This window comes from Vicinamibacterales bacterium, assembly GCA_036496585.1.
Classification (GTDB): Bacteria; Acidobacteriota; Vicinamibacteria; order Vicinamibacterales; family 2-12-FULL-66-21; genus JAICSD01.
The window spans coordinates 82,221-99,148 of record DASXLB010000028.1 but is presented as its reverse complement, the minus strand read 5'-3'; the positions used below and the strand labels follow the sequence as shown (position 1 = coordinate 99,148).

The following is a 16,928-nucleotide window of genomic DNA, read 5'->3' as shown; positions in this document are numbered from 1 at the left end:
GGTCGTGACCATGCAAGCTCGTACCTTCCGCCGCGACTCGAACGTGCCGGCCCGGCGCCGGTTTCTCGCCAGGCTCGGCCTGGGCTCGGCCGCGATCGGCGCACTCGTCGGATCGGCGGCGCCCGCCGCTGCCCAGGGGAGGTCGCCGCGCCACCATGCCGTCGACGACTGGATGGACGCGCTCCCTTCGGCGCACCGCATGCTCTTCGACGCCATCACACCGCCGGGAGTGAAGACCATCCGGCACTATGCGAGCAACGTCTTTGACGCCAACAAGAGCGGCTATGACGTCGACAGCCGCGATCTCGGCGTGATCGTCATCCTCCGGCACAACGCCACGCCGCTGGCCTTCAACGACGCGATCTGGCGGAAGTACGGCGCCGCCCTGGCGAGCGAGCTGGAGCTGAAGGAGAAGGCGCCGGCCGTGAATCCCGGCAACGCCGGCGGCGAGTCGCTCGACTCGCTGAGCGACCTCGGCGCGCACTTCGGCGTGTGCGCGATGGCGACGCGCCGCTACGCGGGGATCCTGGCGCCCGCCAGCGGCGGGACGGTCGACGCGATGTTCGAGGAGCTCGCCAGGAACCTGATCAGGAACGCGCACCTGACCCCCGCCGGCATCATCGCGGTCGGCCGCGCGCAGGAACGGGGCTTCATGTTCGGCTATGCCGGATGATCGGCGCCGCGGCGCGACGGCCGCGGCCCTGACGGCGCTGGCGATCGCCGCGGCGGGCGTCCTGTCGCAGGCGGGCACCGGCGCGCAGCAACCGTCGCCGGCGGCCGACCTCGCGTGGCGCGTGCCGGACGCCGACGCGCTACCCGCCGGCCTCTGGAAGGACACCGTCCTCTACGGCCGCCAGCTGTTCGCGAACACGCCGTCGCTCATCGGCCCAGAGGCGGCTGACGGCGGGATGCGCTACGCGGGCAACAATCTCTCGTGCCAGAGCTGCCATCTGCTCGCCGGCACGCAGGCGTTCGCGCTGCCGATGGTCGGCGTCTATGCGGCGTTTCCCGCCTATATGGCGCGCGAGAACGAGGTGCGCACGATCGAGGATCGCATCGAAGGCTGCCTGGAGCGCAGCATGAACGGCCGCGCGCTGCCGCCGGATGGGCGCGAGATGAGGGCGATCGTCGCCTACGTGCAGTTCCTCAGCACCGGCGTCCCGGTCGGCCGGAGCGCGGACGGTCGAAGCACGCCCGTCCTGCCGTATCTCGATCGCGCCGCCGACAGCGTGAGGGGACGGACCGTCTATGACGCGACGTGCGTCGCGTGTCACCAGCCCGACGGCCAGGGGCTGCGCAAGGGAAGACCTGGCGACGCCGCCGGCTATCTGTATCCCCCGTTGTGGGGACCGGACAGCTTCAACGACGGCGCCGGCATGCACCGCCTCATCTCCTCGGCGAGCTACATCCGCGCCAACATGCCGTTCGGCACGACGTACCGGACGCCGGTGCTGAGCGTCGAGGACGCGTGGGACGTGGCGGCGTTCATCAACAGCCAGGCGCGTCCGGCACGCGCGCATCTCGAGCTCGACTATCCGGATCGATCGAAGAAGCCCGTCGATGCGCCGTTCCCGCCCTTTGCGGACCCCTTTTCTCTGGAGCAGCATCGTCTCGGCCCTTTCAAGCCGATGCTCGAGCTGCGGCAGTAGGACGCGCCGTCGCGGTCGCCGCCGACTACTTGATCGCGACGACCATCGAATCGGGGCCGACGAGCGGCTCGACCCGGGTCTTGGTGAAACCGGCGTCCTTCATCCAGCCGGCGCAGTTGGCGCCCGTGTAGTCGAAGCCGCCCGGCGTCTCGATCAGCATGTTGAGGCTCATCATCAGGCCGAATGCGTTCTTCGATCGGTCGTCGTCGATGATCGCCTCGTAGACGACAAGGCTGCCGCCGGCCGGCAGTGCCTGGTAGGCCTTGGCGATCAGCATCTTCTTCGTCGGCAGATCCCAATCGTGCAGGATGTGTCCCATCATCACGACGTCCGCTTCGGGCAGCGGATTGTCGAAGAAGCTGCCCGGCACGAACGAGAGGCGATCGGCGACGCCGGCGGCCTTGACGTACTCCTCGAAGATCGGCCCGACCTGCGGCAGGTCGAAGCCCATGCCGCGCAGGTGTGGATTGGCCCGCGCCACCTGGGTCGCGAGATCGCCCTGCGCCGTGCCGACGTCGACGAACGTGCGGTAGCCGCTCCACGGCAGCGCGCGCGCGATCGCCATGTTGGCGCCGCGGCTGATGCCGCTCATCGCGGCGAGGAATTCTTTCAGCCTCGCCGGATCCGAGTAGAGCGTCTCGAACATGGCGGGACCGCCGCTCCTCACCTCGTTCTGGGGCAGGCCGCTGCGGATGGCCTCTGTGAGATGGCCCCAGAACGGATACAGGCGGTGGTTCGCCATCTCGAGGATGCCGCCCACGTACGACGGCTTCCGCTTGTCGAGGAAGAAATCCGTCTCCGGTGCATTCGCGTAGCGATCGCCCTCGCGTTGAAGCAAGCCGAGCGCGACGAGCGTATCGAGGAAATCGCGCGCCGATCGCGGGTGCAGGCCGAGCCGGGCGCGCAGCGCCTCGAACGCCGCGGGGCCGCCGGCAAGCTCGGTGAACACGCCGATTTCGACCGCGCTGAGAAGTGTCTTCGCCGGCCAGAACGCCAGGCCGGTCTGCAGGATTTTTTCGGGTGACAGTTCTCCGCTCATGTGCGGAGATCGTATCACTCGCTGCGCGGCGCGCGCCGCGTCATCGTCTGTTCGATGTCGGCGATTTCGATCGGCACGGACGCCGACAGGTTTTCGTAGCCGCTGTCGGTGATGAGAATCATGTCCTCGAGGCGGATGCCGAGGTGCTCGTCCTCGATGCGCATCTGCGGCTCGATCGTGAAGACGCGTCCGGGCTCGAAGGTCGGCGCCTGGAGGCCGCCCGGATCGTGCACCTCGAGCCCGACGTTGTGGCCCAGGCTGTTGGCGTCCTTCCGGCTGCGAAAGCTCTCGACCATGTTCGCGGCCGCGGTCCGGATGCGATCGTCCGTAAAGTGATACGACGCCATGATGCCGTCCATCTTCAGTACGGCCGCGTGAATCGCGTCAATCGGCTTCTCGTGGACCCTGATCGACGTCAGCACCGCCTGATAGAGCCGCAGGTAGATGCCGTACATCTCACGCTGGCGCGGCGTGAATGTGCCGTTCGCCGGGAACACGCGCGTGACGTCCGATTGGTAGTACTTGTAGTCGGGCGCGTAATCGAACTGGACCAGGTCACTGTCCTGCAGGACTGCGGTATTGCGGTTGTAGTGGGTGTAGTAGGTGTTCTTGCCGGTCGCGATCAGCGCGAAGTAGGCGGCGCCGAGCGCGCCCGCTTTCTTGTAGACGTACTCGGCATCGGCCTGCAGTTCGTATTCGTGCAGCCCCGGCCGCGCATTGCGCATCGCGGCGACGATCGCGTCGCCGGCGATCCGCGTGGCTTCGCGAATCACCGCGATTTCGCGCGGGCTCTTGATCGCGCGCAGTGCGTTCAGGATGGGATCGAGATTCCTGACCTCTGACTGCGGGGCGGAAGTCTTCAGCTTCGCGACGAAGGCCGACTCGCGGGAGTCGCGCCCGTCCCACGGGTCCGCCTTGTTGGCTGACCAGAACCGCGTCGGATCGCCCTGCGACTGGCTGCCGAGTACTTCGGCGGCAAACGGCGTGTAGATCGTGCGATGCTCGCCCGCCAGACTCGCGACGGCGGCGCTGAAGTCCCCCTCCGGTACGGCGGCGTCGACGCCCAGCGCCTGCGCCGTATCGAGACCCGGCGCCAAGGCGGGACCGTACATGCTGTTGTCGCGCCGATCGTTCTTCGGCTGCAGGTAGACGGTCGTCCGTTTCGTGCGGCCGTCGATCACGAGGCGGGCGCGGGGCTCGGCGACACCGGTCAGGTAGAAGAACTGGCTGTTCTGCCGAAACGGCATCTCTCCAGGAGGCCCGGGCGTCCCGAGTACGAGCGCGGCGCCGTCCCCGATCTCGGCCATCAGCTTCGCCCGCCGGGCGGCGTACTCGTCGGCCGGGAAGATCTCGTCACCGCGAAACACCGGCTGCGCGGCCGGCGACGCCATCAACCCGGCTGCCATGAGCGCTGCCGCGACGAGCCGTCGCGGCAGACGTCGGCACACCTTCAAGGGCCGCATCACGGCGTGCAACGCATTGGAGCACCGCCCGTCGCTGGTGCCGCTTTCACCTTTCTCGCCGCGGCGAGCTGATCGAAGGCGACCTGCTGCAGCGCTTTCACTTCCGCAGCCGGCATGCCCAGCTCGAACGCCGAACACTCGCCGTCGCCGAGCGAGCGCGGATCGCGTCCGGTCAGGTCGCCAAACACCATCAGCGCTTCGAGATAGTAGCCCTCGGTGCTGGCGTGATAGTGATCCGTCGTCCACAAGTCGATCTGGCCAGGCGTTGTGCCATCGTACGGATTCGGATCGGCGACGCCGGTTTCCATCGCGCGAATCCACGCGTCGCCGACCGGAATGACCGACTTGATCGCGGGCGACGTCGCTGCCGCCTTCTCGTAGCCGGCTCGTACGTCGTGCGCCATCGCGGCGATTGGCTGGCCGTGCCAGTGCCCAGTCTCGGGATACGTCTGATCGGCCCGCGGCCAGGTGGCCGTGAGATGAATCCGGACCTTCCGGTTCAGGCCGCTCAGCAGATCGGCCATCTCTTTCGTCGTCGAGACGAGTTTCGCGGGATCGCCGGGCTTGGCGGAGTCGAGAGTGCTGTAGCCGTGCATCACGACGACGTCCCATTGCCGACCGGCGATGACATCGCGCTTGTTCTGCAGGTGCCAGTCGAGCCCGATGCCGGGATGCGTCTCGAGCGACACGTCGTAGTCGAGGCCGGCCTGTTTCGTAAACGACTTGAACAGTGCCGGCACCCCGCCGATCCCTTCGTGGTTGAGATCGGTGACAAATTCGGGCCGCCACTTCTCAACGTTCGATCCGGCGGCGAACGTGAAGCTGTTGCCGAGAAAGAGGACGGCGGTCGGCGAAGCGAACGAGGCAGCGGTGAGTGCGAGCCCCGCGCAGACGATACCGAGCGGTGCGAGTCTCATGGGGATGAAGAATACGCGATATTGGCGATGGCGCGCATCAAGGGACGAGCTTGCTGCTGCCCCAACGCCGAGACAGGAGGTCGGCGCCACGGAGGGAAGGAGTCTGCCGTAAAAAGGACTTCGAGTGCCTATCCGACCGGCCCGATCGCGCTTGACCGGCGCCATTCGCGAGCCTCATGATGGCGAAGATTTTGCCTCAGGTCGGACGATGCCGAACTCACTAGTCGTCGGACGATCGCTCGCCGTGGTCTGCCACCCGATGCTGGCGTGGCAGCGGCTGACGCCGAGCGGCCGGGTGGCGCTCGCCCTCGCCTATGCGGTGTTTTCGTACGTGGCGGCTCTCGCGACCCTCCTGACGCTGCGCGGCTGATCGCGGCACACGGCGCCGGCGGCTGCCTATCGACACCGCCAGCGCTACTCGTCCCTCAGAGCGACGACCGGATCGACGCGCGTTGCGCGCAAGGCCGGAACGTAGCTGGCGATGGCAGCGGTCACAACGAGCACCAGCGGAATCGCCGAAAACGTGACGGCGTCGGTCGTGCTGATGCCGAACAGCAGGCTCGCCATCACCCGCGTAAGCGCGGCGGCGCCCAGCAGGCCGATGACACTCCCGGCGATCGTGAGCTCGAGTCCCTGGCGCATCACCATCCGCAGGATGCGCGCGCGCTCGGCGCCGAGCGCCATACGCACGCCGATGTCGTGCGCTCCCTGCGCGACCAGATGCGACATCACGCCGTAGACGCCGACGATCGCCAGGATCAGTGCAAACGCCGCAAAGGCGCCCAGCATCAGCGTCGAAAACCGTTGCCGCGCCATCGACGCCGACATCCGCTGCGCCATCGTCTGCACGTCGAAGACGGTGATGGTCGGATCGATCTCGTGCAGCTTGCGGACCATGTCGCGCGCGATTGACGCGGGATCCGATGACGCGGTGCGGGCGACCTGATACCCGCTCCACGCGCTTGGACGATAGACGACCAGCCGCCCGTCGACGTCGAGGCCGTACTGCTTCACCGTGCCGACGACCCCGACGACGACCGGCTTGGGGGCTTTGGGATCGCCGCTCCACACGTGCTTGCCGAGCGCGTCGCCAGCCGGCCAGAACCGCCGCGCGAACTTCTCGTCGATGATCGTCACCGGCTGCGCGTTCTGCTGCAGATCGGCGTCGGTGAAGAAACGCCCCTGGACGAGCGGAATCCTCATCGTCGTGAAATAGGCGGAGGTGGCGCCGCGTTGATCCACTTGCAGTTCTTCGCCGGGCCGCGGCGTCCAGCCCTCGACATTGATGCCGCCCCAGCCGACCGATGACGTGAACGGCAGCGCCGTGACGGCGCCCCACGAGACGACGCCGGGCACGGCCGCCAGCGCGGCGCCGGCCGTGCGATAGAACGCGATCGCCTGGTCGCGATTGTCGAAGGGATGCGCCCGCGAGCCGATCCGCATCGAAATGACGCCCTCGGGATCGAAACCCGGCGACACCTGCTGCAGACGGATGAAGCTGCGGACCAGCAGCCCGGCACCGATCAGCAGCATCAGCGAGATCGCGACCTCCGCCACGACGAGGAGACTCCGCAGCCGCCGACGGCTGCTCCCGAAGCCGCCTTCTCCTTGCGCGTTTCTGCCGCCCGCCTTGAGCGACGTGTTGAGATCGACGCGCGCCGCCCGCAGCGCCGGCGCCAGCCCGAACAGCACGCCGGTGGCGATCGAGACAATGAACGTGAACGCGAGCACCGTCGCGTCGAGCGCGATCGCCTCCAGCCGCGGAATGTTGCCGGGATTGATCGTACGCACGACCCGCAGCGCCGCTTCGGCAATCGCCAGGCCGGCGGTGCCGCCGAGAAGCCCGAGCAGCAGGCTCTCGGTGAGGAGCTGCCGAACGAGCCGCGTCCAGCTCGCGCCGAGCGCGGTTCTCACCGCGATTTCCTTCTGCCGGCTCGTCGCGCGCGTCAGCAGCAGGTTGGCCACGTTTGCGCACGCGATGAGCAGCACCAGCGCCACCGATCCGAGCACGACCAGCACCGCGACGCGGACGTCGCCGACGACGGACTCCACGAGCGGGACGACGTCGATGGTGAAGCTGCGATCGCGCTTGTCCTTGTCCCTGATCCGCGCCGCGATCGCCGCCACGTCGTCTCTCGCCTGCGTCATCGTGACGCCGGCCTTCAGCCGCGCCATCAGGTTGTAGTTCTCGTCGCCGCGGCGCGTCACGGCGTCGGCACCGAGCGGCAGCGGCACGAACACGTCCATCCGCTGGATGCTCGCCACCGTCGGCATGATCTCGGCGTCCATCAAAAACTCCGGCCGCAGCACCCCGGCGACTTCGAACAGGTTCTTCGCGTCGCCGCCGCCCTGGCCGAACCCATTGAGGGTGATGCTGGTGCCGACCACGTTCGGATCGGCATTGAACGCCCGCTTCCAGAAGCCGTAGCTCAAGATGACGACCGGCGGCTTGCCCGGCGCGTCCTCGTCGGCACGCAGCAGCCGGCCGAAGAGGGGCTTGGCACCGAGCAGATGGAACAGCGTCGACGAGGTTCTCAGCCCCTCGACGCGGATCGCCTCGTCACGCGTCAGAATCGTGCCGTCGCGTCCCTGCGAAATCGACATCTCTTCGAACGATCGATTCTCGCTGCGCACGTCGATGAACTGTCCGGGCGACGGCCAGTCCTGCGGGATGCTGATGCCGGGCGACCGCAGCCACAGCATGGCCAGCCGGTTCGGATCGGGATACGGCAGCGGCTGGAGCAGCAGCGCGTTGACGACGCTGAAGGTCGCGGTATTGGCGCCGATGCCGATGGCAAGCGAGGCGACGATCACCGCCGACAGGGCCGGCGTGCGGCGCAGCGCGCGGAGTGCGTAGCGAAGGTCTTGAAGGAAGGCGTTCATAGGCTCCCTACCCGGTACGTTGAACGGAGCGGTATCGGGCCTCGATTCTACCTAAAGAAGAATGTCATCGGCGTCCCCAGCCGTCTATTGCTTTCCGGTGAAGCGACTCGGGCCCGAACTCCATCAATTCGATCGTCGTCCCGTCTGGTGTGTGGGCGACCGCGATCTTCGACTTCGTGCGGGCGCTCACCGACGGATCTCCCACTTTGACGCCGTGCGAGCGCAAGCGGTTGACCACGGCGTCGACATTCTCGACTTCCAGGCCGAAATGCACGAAGCCGACCGGACGCTGCGGCGTCACCGGCATCAGCTCGACGAACGTGTTGCGGTTCACCTGAAAGTACGACAGGTATGGGCTGCCGTCCGCCTCGCGGAACGAGAAGACGTTCGGGAAGCCCATGACGGCGCCGTAGAACGCCGACATGCCGTCGAAATCCGTGACCGCGATTGCGACGTGATTGAGACCGGCGATGTCGCGCTGCTGGCCGACAGCGGTGGTGGCAGCGGCGCCGATCACGATGCCGGTGACGAGACAGAGGACGCTGCGCATCGGAGGCTCCTGTTACCGCGCGTATTGAATCAGATCCGAGCGCAAGGCGCGGACGCCAGCGCGACGTGGGCAATGGCGTGCGTCATGGCTAACCGCCGAGCGCGACGGCGAGTGCGATGAGCGACTTGACGCCCGGCACGATCGTGCTCGCCTCGGCGTACTCCTCGAGGCGATGCGGCGAGTGCTCCATTACCGCACCGATCGCGACGGCGGGAATCCCAAGCGCGACCGCGTTGTTGGCGTCGGTCGAGCCGACGTCGGCGGGCACGATCTCGGGCGAGCCGGGCTGTCTGAAGTGATTCGCGACGGCGAGCGCTGTCTGCACCAGGGTGGAATTCAGACGCTCGTCCTTCGGGCGCGCCTTGGCGTAGTCGCCGAAGGCAGACTTCTCCATCCGAAAGCCGACGTGCTCCTGGTCGGCGGCGTGGCGGGCGGCAGCCTCGACCTGCTGTTCCAGCCTCGCCTGCGTCGGAGTGTCGAGCGAGCGGAGGTCGACCGTGAACCACGTTTCCCGCGGTACCGCATTGAACACCGTGCCGCCGCCGATCATCCCGACGTTGGCCACCGGTAGCTTGAACGAGTCGAGGCCCGGGGCGACGGGCGGCAGCGGGATCTCGTAGATCGAGTCGATCCCCGCGGCCACGGCTTTCGCCGGACTCGGTCCGCCCCGGCTTTCCATCGTGTGCGCGCCAGGCGAGGTGTAGAAGAACTTGTACTGCGTGATGCGCAGCGCGCCGTACCACACCTGGTTGGCCGCGACGTCGGCGGCGACGAACATGTCGGGTTTGTAGCCGCTCGTCTCGAGCCAGTGCTTCGCGCCGAGCAGCCCGATCTCCTCCTGCACGCTCGCCAGGAAAATCAGGTCGCCCTTCGTCTTGACGCCGCCGCGATCCAGGGCGCGAAACGTCTCGAGGAGCGCCATCAGATTCGACGAGTCGTCGCCGATCCCCGGCGCGCGCAGGATGTCGCCGTCGCGCTTCACGGTGAGATCGGTGCCCTCGGGGAAGACGGTGTCCATGTGCGCGCAAAAGACGATCGTCGGTCCACCGCCGGTCCCTTTGCGAACGCCGCTGACGTTCGAGAAGTCGTCGACCTTGATGTCCGCGAGGCCAAGCTTCTCCATCTCGGCCTTGATGTGCTGCGCGCGCGCCTGCTCATTCTTCGACGGCGCGGGAATGCCGACCAGACGTATCCATTCGTCGACGATCGCCGTCGATCGGTCGTCGACCGATTTCATCGCATTCTTGACGTCCTGCCGCTCGAGGAGCGGCGGCTGAAATGCGCTGGTCTGGGCCGCAGCCGGGGCGGCGGCGATCAAAAGTAGCGCCGCTGTCGCGGCCAGCCGAATCGACATCGAACCCTCCTCCGCCGCGCGTCAGCGAATCACTCGCGCGATCCCCACTCCAGCACGCGCATCGCGCCCAGCGTGATCCAACGATTCGCCTCGGCAACGGCGCCGGCCATGTCCTCGTACAGCGTGTCGCGGTGACGCACGTCGAGCAACCAGCGCCCGTCGGGCTGGCGGCGATCGCGGATCAGCGACAGCGCTTCTGTCGTGTGCGAATCCGGCGCGGTGCCGGCCGCGCGCAGATAGTCGAGCGCGCGCAGCACGTCGTAGTGCCACAGCGGCGGAAACGCCAACCGCGTCCACGCCGGATCGATGATCTCGCCGGTCGACAGTCGCCGCAGCAGCCGGCGATCGAGCAGGTACGCCTCCCCGCGCTGCCGCGCCTCGGTCACCGTCGGCATGGCGCCGAATGCCCGCTCGAACGCCAGCAGTCCCTCCAGCACGCAGAGCGTGGTGTGGAACGACGAACGTGTCGAGCCGCGCTCCGCCTCGCAGTTCCACCCGCCGTCGGCGAGCTGCTCGCCCAGCAGCCGATCGACCAGTCGATCGCTGCGCACGCCGAAGTAGCCGCCCAGCGCGACGACGCGGCCGTTGATACAGGGCTCGATCTCGCCGTCGAAGAACGGCGAATGGCCGAACTCGGCACCCCAGGTCACCTGGCTGCGGATCCGATCGATGGCCGCCCGCGCCGGCGCGCTGGTCGGATCGATCCCGAGATCGCGCAGGAACACCAGCGTGTACATGTTCGTCCACCAGAACGGCGTCGACACGCCGTCGCCCCACTGGCCATCTGGACGCTGGCGATCGAGCAGCCACGCGCCCCAGCCCTCGGAGGCAACCCGCGATCGCTCGGCGACGACGACGTCCGCGGGCGCATGGATCAAATCGAGCAACACCTGCCAGCGGATCGCCGGGTCGGCGTCGAGCAGCCACGCGATCACCGGGTCGTTCGGGACGTGAGGATTCACGGGTAAGCCGTTCCTGGCGCGCGGCAGTATACAGTGTCATCATGCGTCACAGACTGGTCACTTCACTGGCGGTGTTGGGCCTCGTCGTCAGCCTCTCGGCCGCGCAAGCGCCCGGCGACGGCGTCGATACGGCGGCCAACGCGGCGATCCGCGCCGAGGGCCTTGAGCACTCGAAGATCATGTGGATCGAGCACTACCTGACCGACGTCTATGGACCGCGGCCGATCGGCTCGCCGAACCACAAAGCCGCCGCCGAGTGGGCCGTGAAGACGATGACGGGTTGGGGCATGGTCAACGCACACCTCGAGCCGTTCACCTGGCGGGGCGTCGGCTGGCTGCCTGGGCGAGCAACCGGGGCCGTCACCTCGCCGGTCAAGGCCAACCTGAAATTCGAAGCGGTTCCGTGGTCGCCATCCACGAACGGGACGGTCAGCGGTGAAGTCGTGGTGGTGGCGCCGCCGGAGGCGCCGACCGATGCCGAGCTCACCGCGTATCTGGCTGGCGTGGCGCCGCGCGCGACGGGCCATATCGTCATGGCTGGCGCGCCGCCGACGGTGCCGGTCAACTTCAACGAGGCCGTCAAGCGGATTCCGGAAGAGCAGGCGCGCGCGCGATACGCGACCGGTGACGCCAACGCCGGGCGGGGCGGACGCGGTGGACGCGGCGGCCGCGGCGCGCCGCCCGTGGTGCCGGAAGGGCACCTCTCGGCGCAGCAGGTCAATCAGCGCATCGCACAGTTCCTGCGTGACAATCCTCCGTCGCTGCGTCTGGTCGCGCAGGGGGCCGGCCGCATACCCGGCGTGATCGTCGCGCAGAACGGCGCCGGACAGATTTACGACGACACCACCCCGCAGTCGCCCGCGGTGATTCTGCGCAACGACGACTACGGCCGCATCTTCCGGATCAGCGCCGATGGCACGCCGGTGTCCGTCGAGTTCAACGTGCAGAACCAGTACTTCCCCGACGGTAAGACCTCGTACGTAACCGTCGCCGAGATCCCTGGCACCGACAAGGCCGATGAAGTGGTCATGCTCGGCGGCCACCTCGATTCCTGGACGAGCGCGACCGGCGCGACCGACAATGCGATCGGCTGCGCCATCATGATGGAAGCGGCGCGCATCATCCAGGCGACGGGACTGAAGCCGCGCCGCACGATCCGCGTCGCGCTGTGGAGCGGCGAAGAGGAAGGCCTGCTCGGCTCGTTCGACTACGTCAAGCGGCATTTCGGCTCGGCGGAATCGCCGCTGCCCGACTACGGCAAGATCGACGCCTACTGGAACATCGACGACGGGACCGGACTCGTGCGGGGCGCGAGCGTGTTCGGCCCTCCGGCGGCGGCCGCGGTCGTGGCGGGATACCTGAAGCCCTTCGAGGAATGGGGCGTCTATGGCGCGAATCCCTCGAGCGCGCGCGTCGAGGGAGGCAGCGACAACGGCGCCTTCGCGGTGGCCGGTCTGCCGGGGATCGGGGCCCAGCAGGACCCGATCGAATACAACAGCACGACGTGGCACACCAATCTCGACAACTACGAGCGCATCGTCCCGGACGACGTCATGAAGAACGCCGTGATGACCGCGTCGGTCGTCTACGGCCTGGCGACGCGTGATGCGATGCTGCCGCGCTTCCCCTCCGGCGAGATGCCGGCGATTCCCGCGCGCGGTGGATTCGCAGGCCGCGGCAACGCGGCGCCGCTGCCCGAATCGCGCATCTTCCAGATCGAGAAGGGGAAGACGCTGACGGTCGCAGCGCCCGGCTTGATTCCGCCGGCGCCCAGAACCGACGAAGCGCCCGCACCCCGCAGCGCGGCGATCGATACCGCGCCCGCGCACGGCAAGGCGACCATGCAACCGGACGGCGGATTCACCTACGTGCCCGAGAAAGGATTCGCCGGCACGGACACGTTTACATTCCATATCGCCGGCGGCGCAGCGCCGCTGCCAGGGACGGTGACGATCCTGGTGAAGTGACGCGCGCTACCTCGCGATGATGCCAACGGCCTGCATCCACGTCTCCGCCCGCGGCCATCGGGTGATGGCGCATCGGTCGGGCGCAGACCGAACGCATGGCCGCCCGTGGCGGACTTCACCGCGTCTTGGGCCGGAACGCCTGTTCGAGCAGCGCTGGATCGAGCCCTGGCGTCGAACCGCCGCCGGTGGCGAAGCGATACAACGATGCGACGTAGACGCCCTGCATCGCCGAGAAGAACACCATCAGGACCACCGCGCCGGCGAAGAACACGGCGAGCGCCGCCAGCCCGATCGCCATCCCGAGCAGCCCGCTGATCGCGACGAGCGTCAGCCATGCGCACACCGCTGCCGCGCCCAGCGTCGTGCCGCCGACAACCGTCTCTCCCCAGGTCTCGCGGAACACGTCGACAGAGCGCTTGAACGAATCCGGCATTGATCGATCCTCGAGCACCAAAACGGGGACGATGAAGAATGTGGCGAGCGACCAGGCGACGCCGAGCAGGCTCGCGAGGATCTTGCCGACGAAGCCGACCCGGTTGTGGATGGCGCGGATGACCATGCCGACCGTGGCGGCGACGACCGCCCACATCAGGATCTGACCGATCCGGCTCGCAGCTGCCGCGAGCGCGCTGCTCACCGTCGGATCGCCGCCGCGCATCCGCTCGGTCGCGCCGGCGATGACGGCCGCCTGAAAGAAGATGCCGATCGTGTAGGTGACGAGGTAGAACAGGAACCCGGGAATGTAGAGTGCCGGTCCCTTCTTCGGGAGATCTGAGGCACTCAGGCCGAAGCCGGCCGCCATCGCCACGACCGCGACCACGACGAACACGCCGGAGATGAGCGGCAGGACCATCAGTTCCTTGTCCTGCATGAGGATGCGGTACGACTGACCTACGAGCTGAAAGCTACGGCCGATGCGTCCCATGCTGGCTCTCCTTCGGGTGCGAGCTGTATCGCGTCGTCAGGGTCTTTTCGAATCGAGGTAGCGCGCGATCTCCTCGTAACGCGAGCGGCGTTCCGGTTCAACGCTCGACACGTAGTGGTCGGCCCAGCCAAGCGGGGTGCCGTTCCATGCCGTGTCGGCGATCGTCTGGTCGGCTCCGCCCTCGACGAACGCCTGCACGGTGTCGAGTGATCCGGAGCAGACGGCATGATGGAGCGGCGTACCGTGCGAAAAGAGGTCGGCGCTCGGCTGGTTGGGCGACACCCCCGCCGCAAGCATCCAGCGCACGGCGGCGGCCGTGCCGTTGAGCGCCGCCAGAACGAGCGCGAACTGTCGTTGTCCGGGATTGGCTTCGGCGAAGAGGCGGGGAACCTCGTCCCACCGGTCGAGGCAGAGCGCCGCGGCCAGTGTCAGACGCCCGCCGAGCTGAATCAGCCGTTCCGCCGCGGCCACATGCCGGTTGACGAGCGCGTTGTTTGCGTTCGCCGCCGGCGACGCGCCGGCCTCGACCAGCAGGTCGATCAGCGCCAGCTGCATGCCGCAGCGGGCGGCGACGCCGGACCACGCGACGAGGCGCAGCGCCTGGTCGAGTTGATCCGGCAGCGACTCGCGCGCATGACGGCGGGCCGCCTCGATGATCCGGCCGGCCACCTCCACGATGTTGGCCGGCAGGCGATTCTGTCGAACCGGATCCTCGGCGACGAACCAGAGCAGATACGGGGCCTTGAAGAAGCCGTCGAGCGCGCCGCCGACGCGCTCGCGCAGCCACGCGCCGGGCGCGTCGAGCCTGCGCGACACCAGCTCGGGGTGCTCCTCCAGCAGGCGGTCGAGCGTCGGGAGATCGCCCCGATCGATGGTGTCGACGGCGCGCTCGAACCACTGATCGAGCGTGTGCGCATCCATGTGGACCTAGCCTCCGGCGATGGCGCCGAGCACGATCACCGGTTCCGCGCCGCGGGCGACCGCCTCGGGCAGCGGCGCATCCAGCGGCGCGAACGAGATGTCCTCGTCGCAGGCGAAGAACCGCAGCAGCGGCCGTCGCTGGCCGCTGAGGTGATCGCGGATGGTGCCCTGCAGCATCGGATAGCGCCGCTCGATCGCGTCGAGCACCTGCCCCATCGTCACGACACCAGGGACGTCGAGCACACAGTCGCCGTCGATGCCGGCCAGCTGCCGCAGGTGATACGGAAGCTCGACACGCACCATTAGATCGTCTGCACCTCGACCGAGACGACCGGCGGCAGATCGCGGACGATCGCCTGCCACGACTCGCCGCCGTCGGCCGAGCAATACACCTGTCCGCCGGTGGTGCCGAAGTAGACGCCGCAGGCATCGAGCGAGTCGACGTCCATCGCCTCGCGCAGCACGTTGACGTAGCAGTCCTTCTGCGGCAGGCCTTTGGTCAGCGGCTCCCACTCATGGCCGCCGCTGCGGCTGCGGAACACCTGCAGCCGGCCGTCGAGCGGATAGTGCTCCGCGTCGCTCTTGATCGGCACCACGTAGACCGTCTCGGGTTCGTGCGCGTGGACGTCGATCGCGAAGCCGAAGTCGGTCGGCAGGTTGCCGCTGACCTCGTGCCACGACTCGCCGCTGTCGTCGGTCCGCATCACGTCCCAATGCTTCTGCATGAAGAGCGTCTGCGGCCGCGACGGATGCATGGCGATGCGATGCACGCAGTGGCCGATCTCGGCATCGGGGACCGGCAGGAACTTCGAGTACAGCCCTTTCGTGATCGGCTTCCAGGTCACGCCTCCATCGTCGCTGCGGAACGCGCCGGCCGCGGAGATGGCGACGTAGAGGCGATCGTGGTTCGAGGGATCGATCAGGATCGTGTGCAGGCACATGCCGCCGGCACCCGGCGCCCACTGCGAGCCGGTGCTGTGACCGCGCAGCCCCGACAGTTCCGTCCAGGTCGCGCCGCCGTCGGCGGACTTGAACAACGCCGCGTCTTCGACGCCGGCGTACACCGTCTCGGGATCGGTGAGCGACGGCTCGAGGTGCCACACCCGCTTGAACTCCCACGGATGCGCCGTGCCGTCGTACCACTGGTGCGTGCCGGCGATGCCGTCGTAGATGAACTTGTTGCCGACGGTTTCCCACGTCTTGCCGCCGTCGCTGCTCCGCTGCATCGTCTGGCCGAACCAGTCGCTCGACTGCGACGCGTAGATGCGGTCGGGGTCAACGGGCGAAGCCTTGAGATGGTAGAACTGCCAGCCGCCGAACTGCGGCGCGCTGACCTCCCAGCTCTGACGCCTGCCGTCCGACGTCAGGATGAAGGCGCCTTTGCGGGTACCGACGAGAACGCGAACTCGGCTCATGGGGTGCTCCGGGTGACTAGCCTACCATCGGACGTCAGCCGCAGGTTTACCCGCGCGGACGGCCTCGTCGCGCGTGCTCGACGCATCGCGATGGCGCGGCCCATCACCGTCACGGCCGCGGCGGCGCCACGAACCGGCGCGACTGCCGCTCGTAGGCCGTCCTGGTCCATGTCGAGCCCCGCCCTACTTCGGCGCGATCTTCAGATTGGCGAAGTAGCCTTCGGTGCCTGGTCCGACCCACAACGCGACTCGGCCCGGCATCGGGTCGAGCTTGAGGTCGTCGACGATGAGACAGGGCTGCTCCGTTCCATTGACGTACAGCCGCGCCTTGCGGCCGTCGACGTCGATTCGATACCTGGTCCACACGCCCGGCTGCAGATCCACGTACGACTCGTACTTCTCCGGCGCTTCCTGCCGAGACCTGGCGAAATCGAAGTCCGGGTAGGAGCTGTACTGAGTGGCGTGATTCCGCCTGACTTGATCGTCGGCCCGGCCGTTGGTCGGACGCAGGTAGATGTACTCATAGCGTCCGTCAGCCTGCAGCCGAAAGGCGATGCCAATGAAACCGCGCGCGCCGGTCCCCGCGCCGGCCGCCGGCTGGCCGGCGAGATCGACCTCGATCGATCCGTCTCGAAACGACACGTCCTTGACGACGGCGTACGACGAGGCGTTCTGCGCCTCGGGTGCGGCGATCACCTGGATGGCGCTTCGGCCCTTGTAGGTCACCGACGCGATCGTCACGTTCTTCCCCTCGAGGCGATCGACGCTTTGCGCGGTGGGCCGGACGGCGCACAGGAAGACCAGCAAGACGACCGTCGCGGTGATGGCTGAATGGAGTGTTCGATACATGCGACCCTCCCGAACGTCCTTCGTGAACGCTAGC

Annotated in this window: 16 protein-coding genes; 4 read left to right on the top strand and 12 right to left on the bottom strand. The window is 67.7% G+C overall.

Annotated features, from left to right (window positions below):
• Window positions 1-4 precede the first annotated feature (4 nt).
• On the top strand, window positions 5-673 hold the full coding sequence (locus tag VGI12_09145) for a hypothetical protein (protein HEY2432823.1): 669 nt from the start codon (window positions 5-7) through the stop codon (window positions 671-673).
• Window positions 663-1,649, top strand: a complete 987-nt coding sequence (locus tag VGI12_09140; GenBank protein HEY2432822.1) for a c-type cytochrome — start codon at window positions 663-665, stop codon at window positions 1,647-1,649. Before VGI12_09145 ends, VGI12_09140 begins: the two co-directional genes overlap by 11 nt.
• Window positions 1,650-1,674: 25 nt before the next feature.
• Here the strand turns inward: VGI12_09140 and VGI12_09135 are convergent, their stop codons facing one another.
• Genes VGI12_09135 through VGI12_09125 form a run of 3 tightly spaced genes read right to left on the bottom strand, consistent with a single transcriptional unit; the run spans window position 1,675 to window position 5,068 of the window.
• A complete protein-coding gene (locus VGI12_09135; GenBank protein HEY2432821.1) occupies window positions 1,675-2,688 on the bottom strand; it encodes a methyltransferase in 1,014 nt (337 codons plus the stop codon).
• A gap of 14 nt (window positions 2,689-2,702) precedes the next feature.
• A complete protein-coding gene (locus VGI12_09130; GenBank protein ID HEY2432820.1) occupies window positions 2,703-4,136 on the bottom strand; it encodes a Xaa-Pro peptidase family protein in 1,434 nt (477 codons plus the stop codon).
• A gap of 14 nt (window positions 4,137-4,150) precedes the next feature.
• Window positions 4,151-5,068, bottom strand: coding sequence for a hypothetical protein (locus VGI12_09125; protein HEY2432819.1), 918 nt, complete (start codon window positions 5,066-5,068; stop codon window positions 4,151-4,153).
• A gap of 208 nt (window positions 5,069-5,276) precedes the next feature.
• Between VGI12_09125 and VGI12_09120 the strand changes: the two genes are divergently transcribed.
• Window positions 5,277-5,438 (top strand): hypothetical protein, encoded by a 162-nt coding sequence (locus VGI12_09120; protein ID HEY2432818.1) that lies wholly within the window; start codon window positions 5,277-5,279, stop codon window positions 5,436-5,438.
• Between the two features lie 44 nt (window positions 5,439-5,482).
• Here the strand turns inward: VGI12_09120 and VGI12_09115 are convergent, their stop codons facing one another.
• The 4 genes from VGI12_09115 to VGI12_09100 form a co-directional block, all read right to left on the bottom strand.
• Window positions 5,483-7,951 (bottom strand): ABC transporter permease, encoded by a 2,469-nt coding sequence (locus VGI12_09115; protein ID HEY2432817.1) that lies wholly within the window; start codon window positions 7,949-7,951, stop codon window positions 5,483-5,485.
• Between the two features lie 64 nt (window positions 7,952-8,015).
• Window positions 8,016-8,501: a VOC family protein gene (locus tag VGI12_09110; GenBank protein HEY2432816.1), complete on the bottom strand. Its 486-nt coding sequence runs from the start codon at window positions 8,499-8,501 to the stop codon at window positions 8,016-8,018.
• 88 nt (window positions 8,502-8,589) lie between these two features.
• A complete protein-coding gene (locus tag VGI12_09105) occupies window positions 8,590-9,855 on the bottom strand; it encodes a M20/M25/M40 family metallo-hydrolase (GenBank protein HEY2432815.1) in 1,266 nt (421 codons plus the stop codon).
• Between the two features lie 29 nt (window positions 9,856-9,884).
• Entirely contained in the window at window positions 9,885-10,817 is a 933-nt protein-coding gene (locus tag VGI12_09100; protein HEY2432814.1) for a hypothetical protein, read from the bottom strand.
• A 41-nt stretch (window positions 10,818-10,858) separates the two neighbouring features.
• Here VGI12_09100 and VGI12_09095 point away from each other — a divergent pair, with 41 nt between their 5' ends.
• Window positions 10,859-12,784 (top strand): M20/M25/M40 family metallo-hydrolase, encoded by a 1,926-nt coding sequence (locus tag VGI12_09095; protein ID HEY2432813.1) that lies wholly within the window; start codon window positions 10,859-10,861, stop codon window positions 12,782-12,784.
• Between the two features lie 115 nt (window positions 12,785-12,899).
• Here the strand turns inward: VGI12_09095 and VGI12_09090 are convergent, their stop codons facing one another.
• The 5 genes from VGI12_09090 to VGI12_09070 form a co-directional block, all read right to left on the bottom strand.
• Window positions 12,900-13,709: a DUF6159 family protein gene (locus tag VGI12_09090; GenBank protein HEY2432812.1), complete on the bottom strand. Its 810-nt coding sequence runs from the start codon at window positions 13,707-13,709 to the stop codon at window positions 12,900-12,902.
• Between the two features lie 36 nt (window positions 13,710-13,745).
• Entirely contained in the window at window positions 13,746-14,630 is an 885-nt protein-coding gene (locus VGI12_09085; GenBank protein HEY2432811.1) for an ankyrin repeat domain-containing protein, read from the bottom strand.
• Window positions 14,631-14,636: 6 nt separating this feature from the next.
• Window positions 14,637-14,930, bottom strand: coding sequence for a MoaD/ThiS family protein (locus VGI12_09080; protein HEY2432810.1), 294 nt, complete (start codon window positions 14,928-14,930; stop codon window positions 14,637-14,639).
• A gap of 2 nt (window positions 14,931-14,932) precedes the next feature.
• Window positions 14,933-16,045 carry a hypothetical protein gene (locus VGI12_09075; GenBank protein HEY2432809.1) on the bottom strand — a complete coding sequence of 371 codons (1,113 nt, stop codon included), beginning with the start codon at window positions 16,043-16,045 and terminating at the stop codon, window positions 14,933-14,935.
• Window positions 16,046-16,228: 183 nt separating this feature from the next.
• A complete protein-coding gene (locus VGI12_09070) occupies window positions 16,229-16,894 on the bottom strand; it encodes a hypothetical protein (GenBank protein ID HEY2432808.1) in 666 nt (221 codons plus the stop codon).
• Window positions 16,895-16,928: the final 34 nt, after the last annotated feature.

Excerpts from the sequence above, each read along its gene's own strand:
- VGI12_09120 (HEY2432818.1), top strand. The coding sequence starts at position 5,277 with ATGCCGAACTCACTAGTCGTCGGACGATCGCTCGCCGTGGTCTGCCAC.
- VGI12_09110 (HEY2432816.1), bottom strand. The coding sequence starts at position 8,501 with ATGCGCAGCGTCCTCTGTCTCGTCACCGGCATCGTGATCGGCGCCGCT.
- VGI12_09105 (HEY2432815.1), bottom strand. The coding sequence starts at position 9,855 with ATGTCGATTCGGCTGGCCGCGACAGCGGCGCTACTTTTGATCGCCGCC.
- VGI12_09135 (HEY2432821.1), bottom strand. The coding sequence starts at position 2,688 with ATGAGCGGAGAACTGTCACCCGAAAAAATCCTGCAGACCGGCCTGGCG.
- VGI12_09125 (HEY2432819.1), bottom strand. The coding sequence starts at position 5,068 with ATGAGACTCGCACCGCTCGGTATCGTCTGCGCGGGGCTCGCACTCACC.
- VGI12_09115 (HEY2432817.1), bottom strand. The coding sequence starts at position 7,951 with ATGAACGCCTTCCTTCAAGACCTTCGCTACGCACTCCGCGCGCTGCGC.
- VGI12_09090 (HEY2432812.1), bottom strand. The coding sequence starts at position 13,709 with ATGGGACGCATCGGCCGTAGCTTTCAGCTCGTAGGTCAGTCGTACCGC.
- VGI12_09070 (HEY2432808.1), bottom strand. The coding sequence starts at position 16,894 with ATGTATCGAACACTCCATTCAGCCATCACCGCGACGGTCGTCTTGCTG.
- VGI12_09140 (HEY2432822.1), top strand. The coding sequence starts at position 663 with ATGCCGGATGATCGGCGCCGCGGCGCGACGGCCGCGGCCCTGACGGCG.
- VGI12_09085 (HEY2432811.1), bottom strand. The coding sequence starts at position 14,630 with ATGGATGCGCACACGCTCGATCAGTGGTTCGAGCGCGCCGTCGACACC.
- VGI12_09095 (HEY2432813.1), top strand. The coding sequence starts at position 10,859 with ATGCGTCACAGACTGGTCACTTCACTGGCGGTGTTGGGCCTCGTCGTC.
- VGI12_09075 (HEY2432809.1), bottom strand. The coding sequence starts at position 16,045 with ATGAGCCGAGTTCGCGTTCTCGTCGGTACCCGCAAAGGCGCCTTCATC.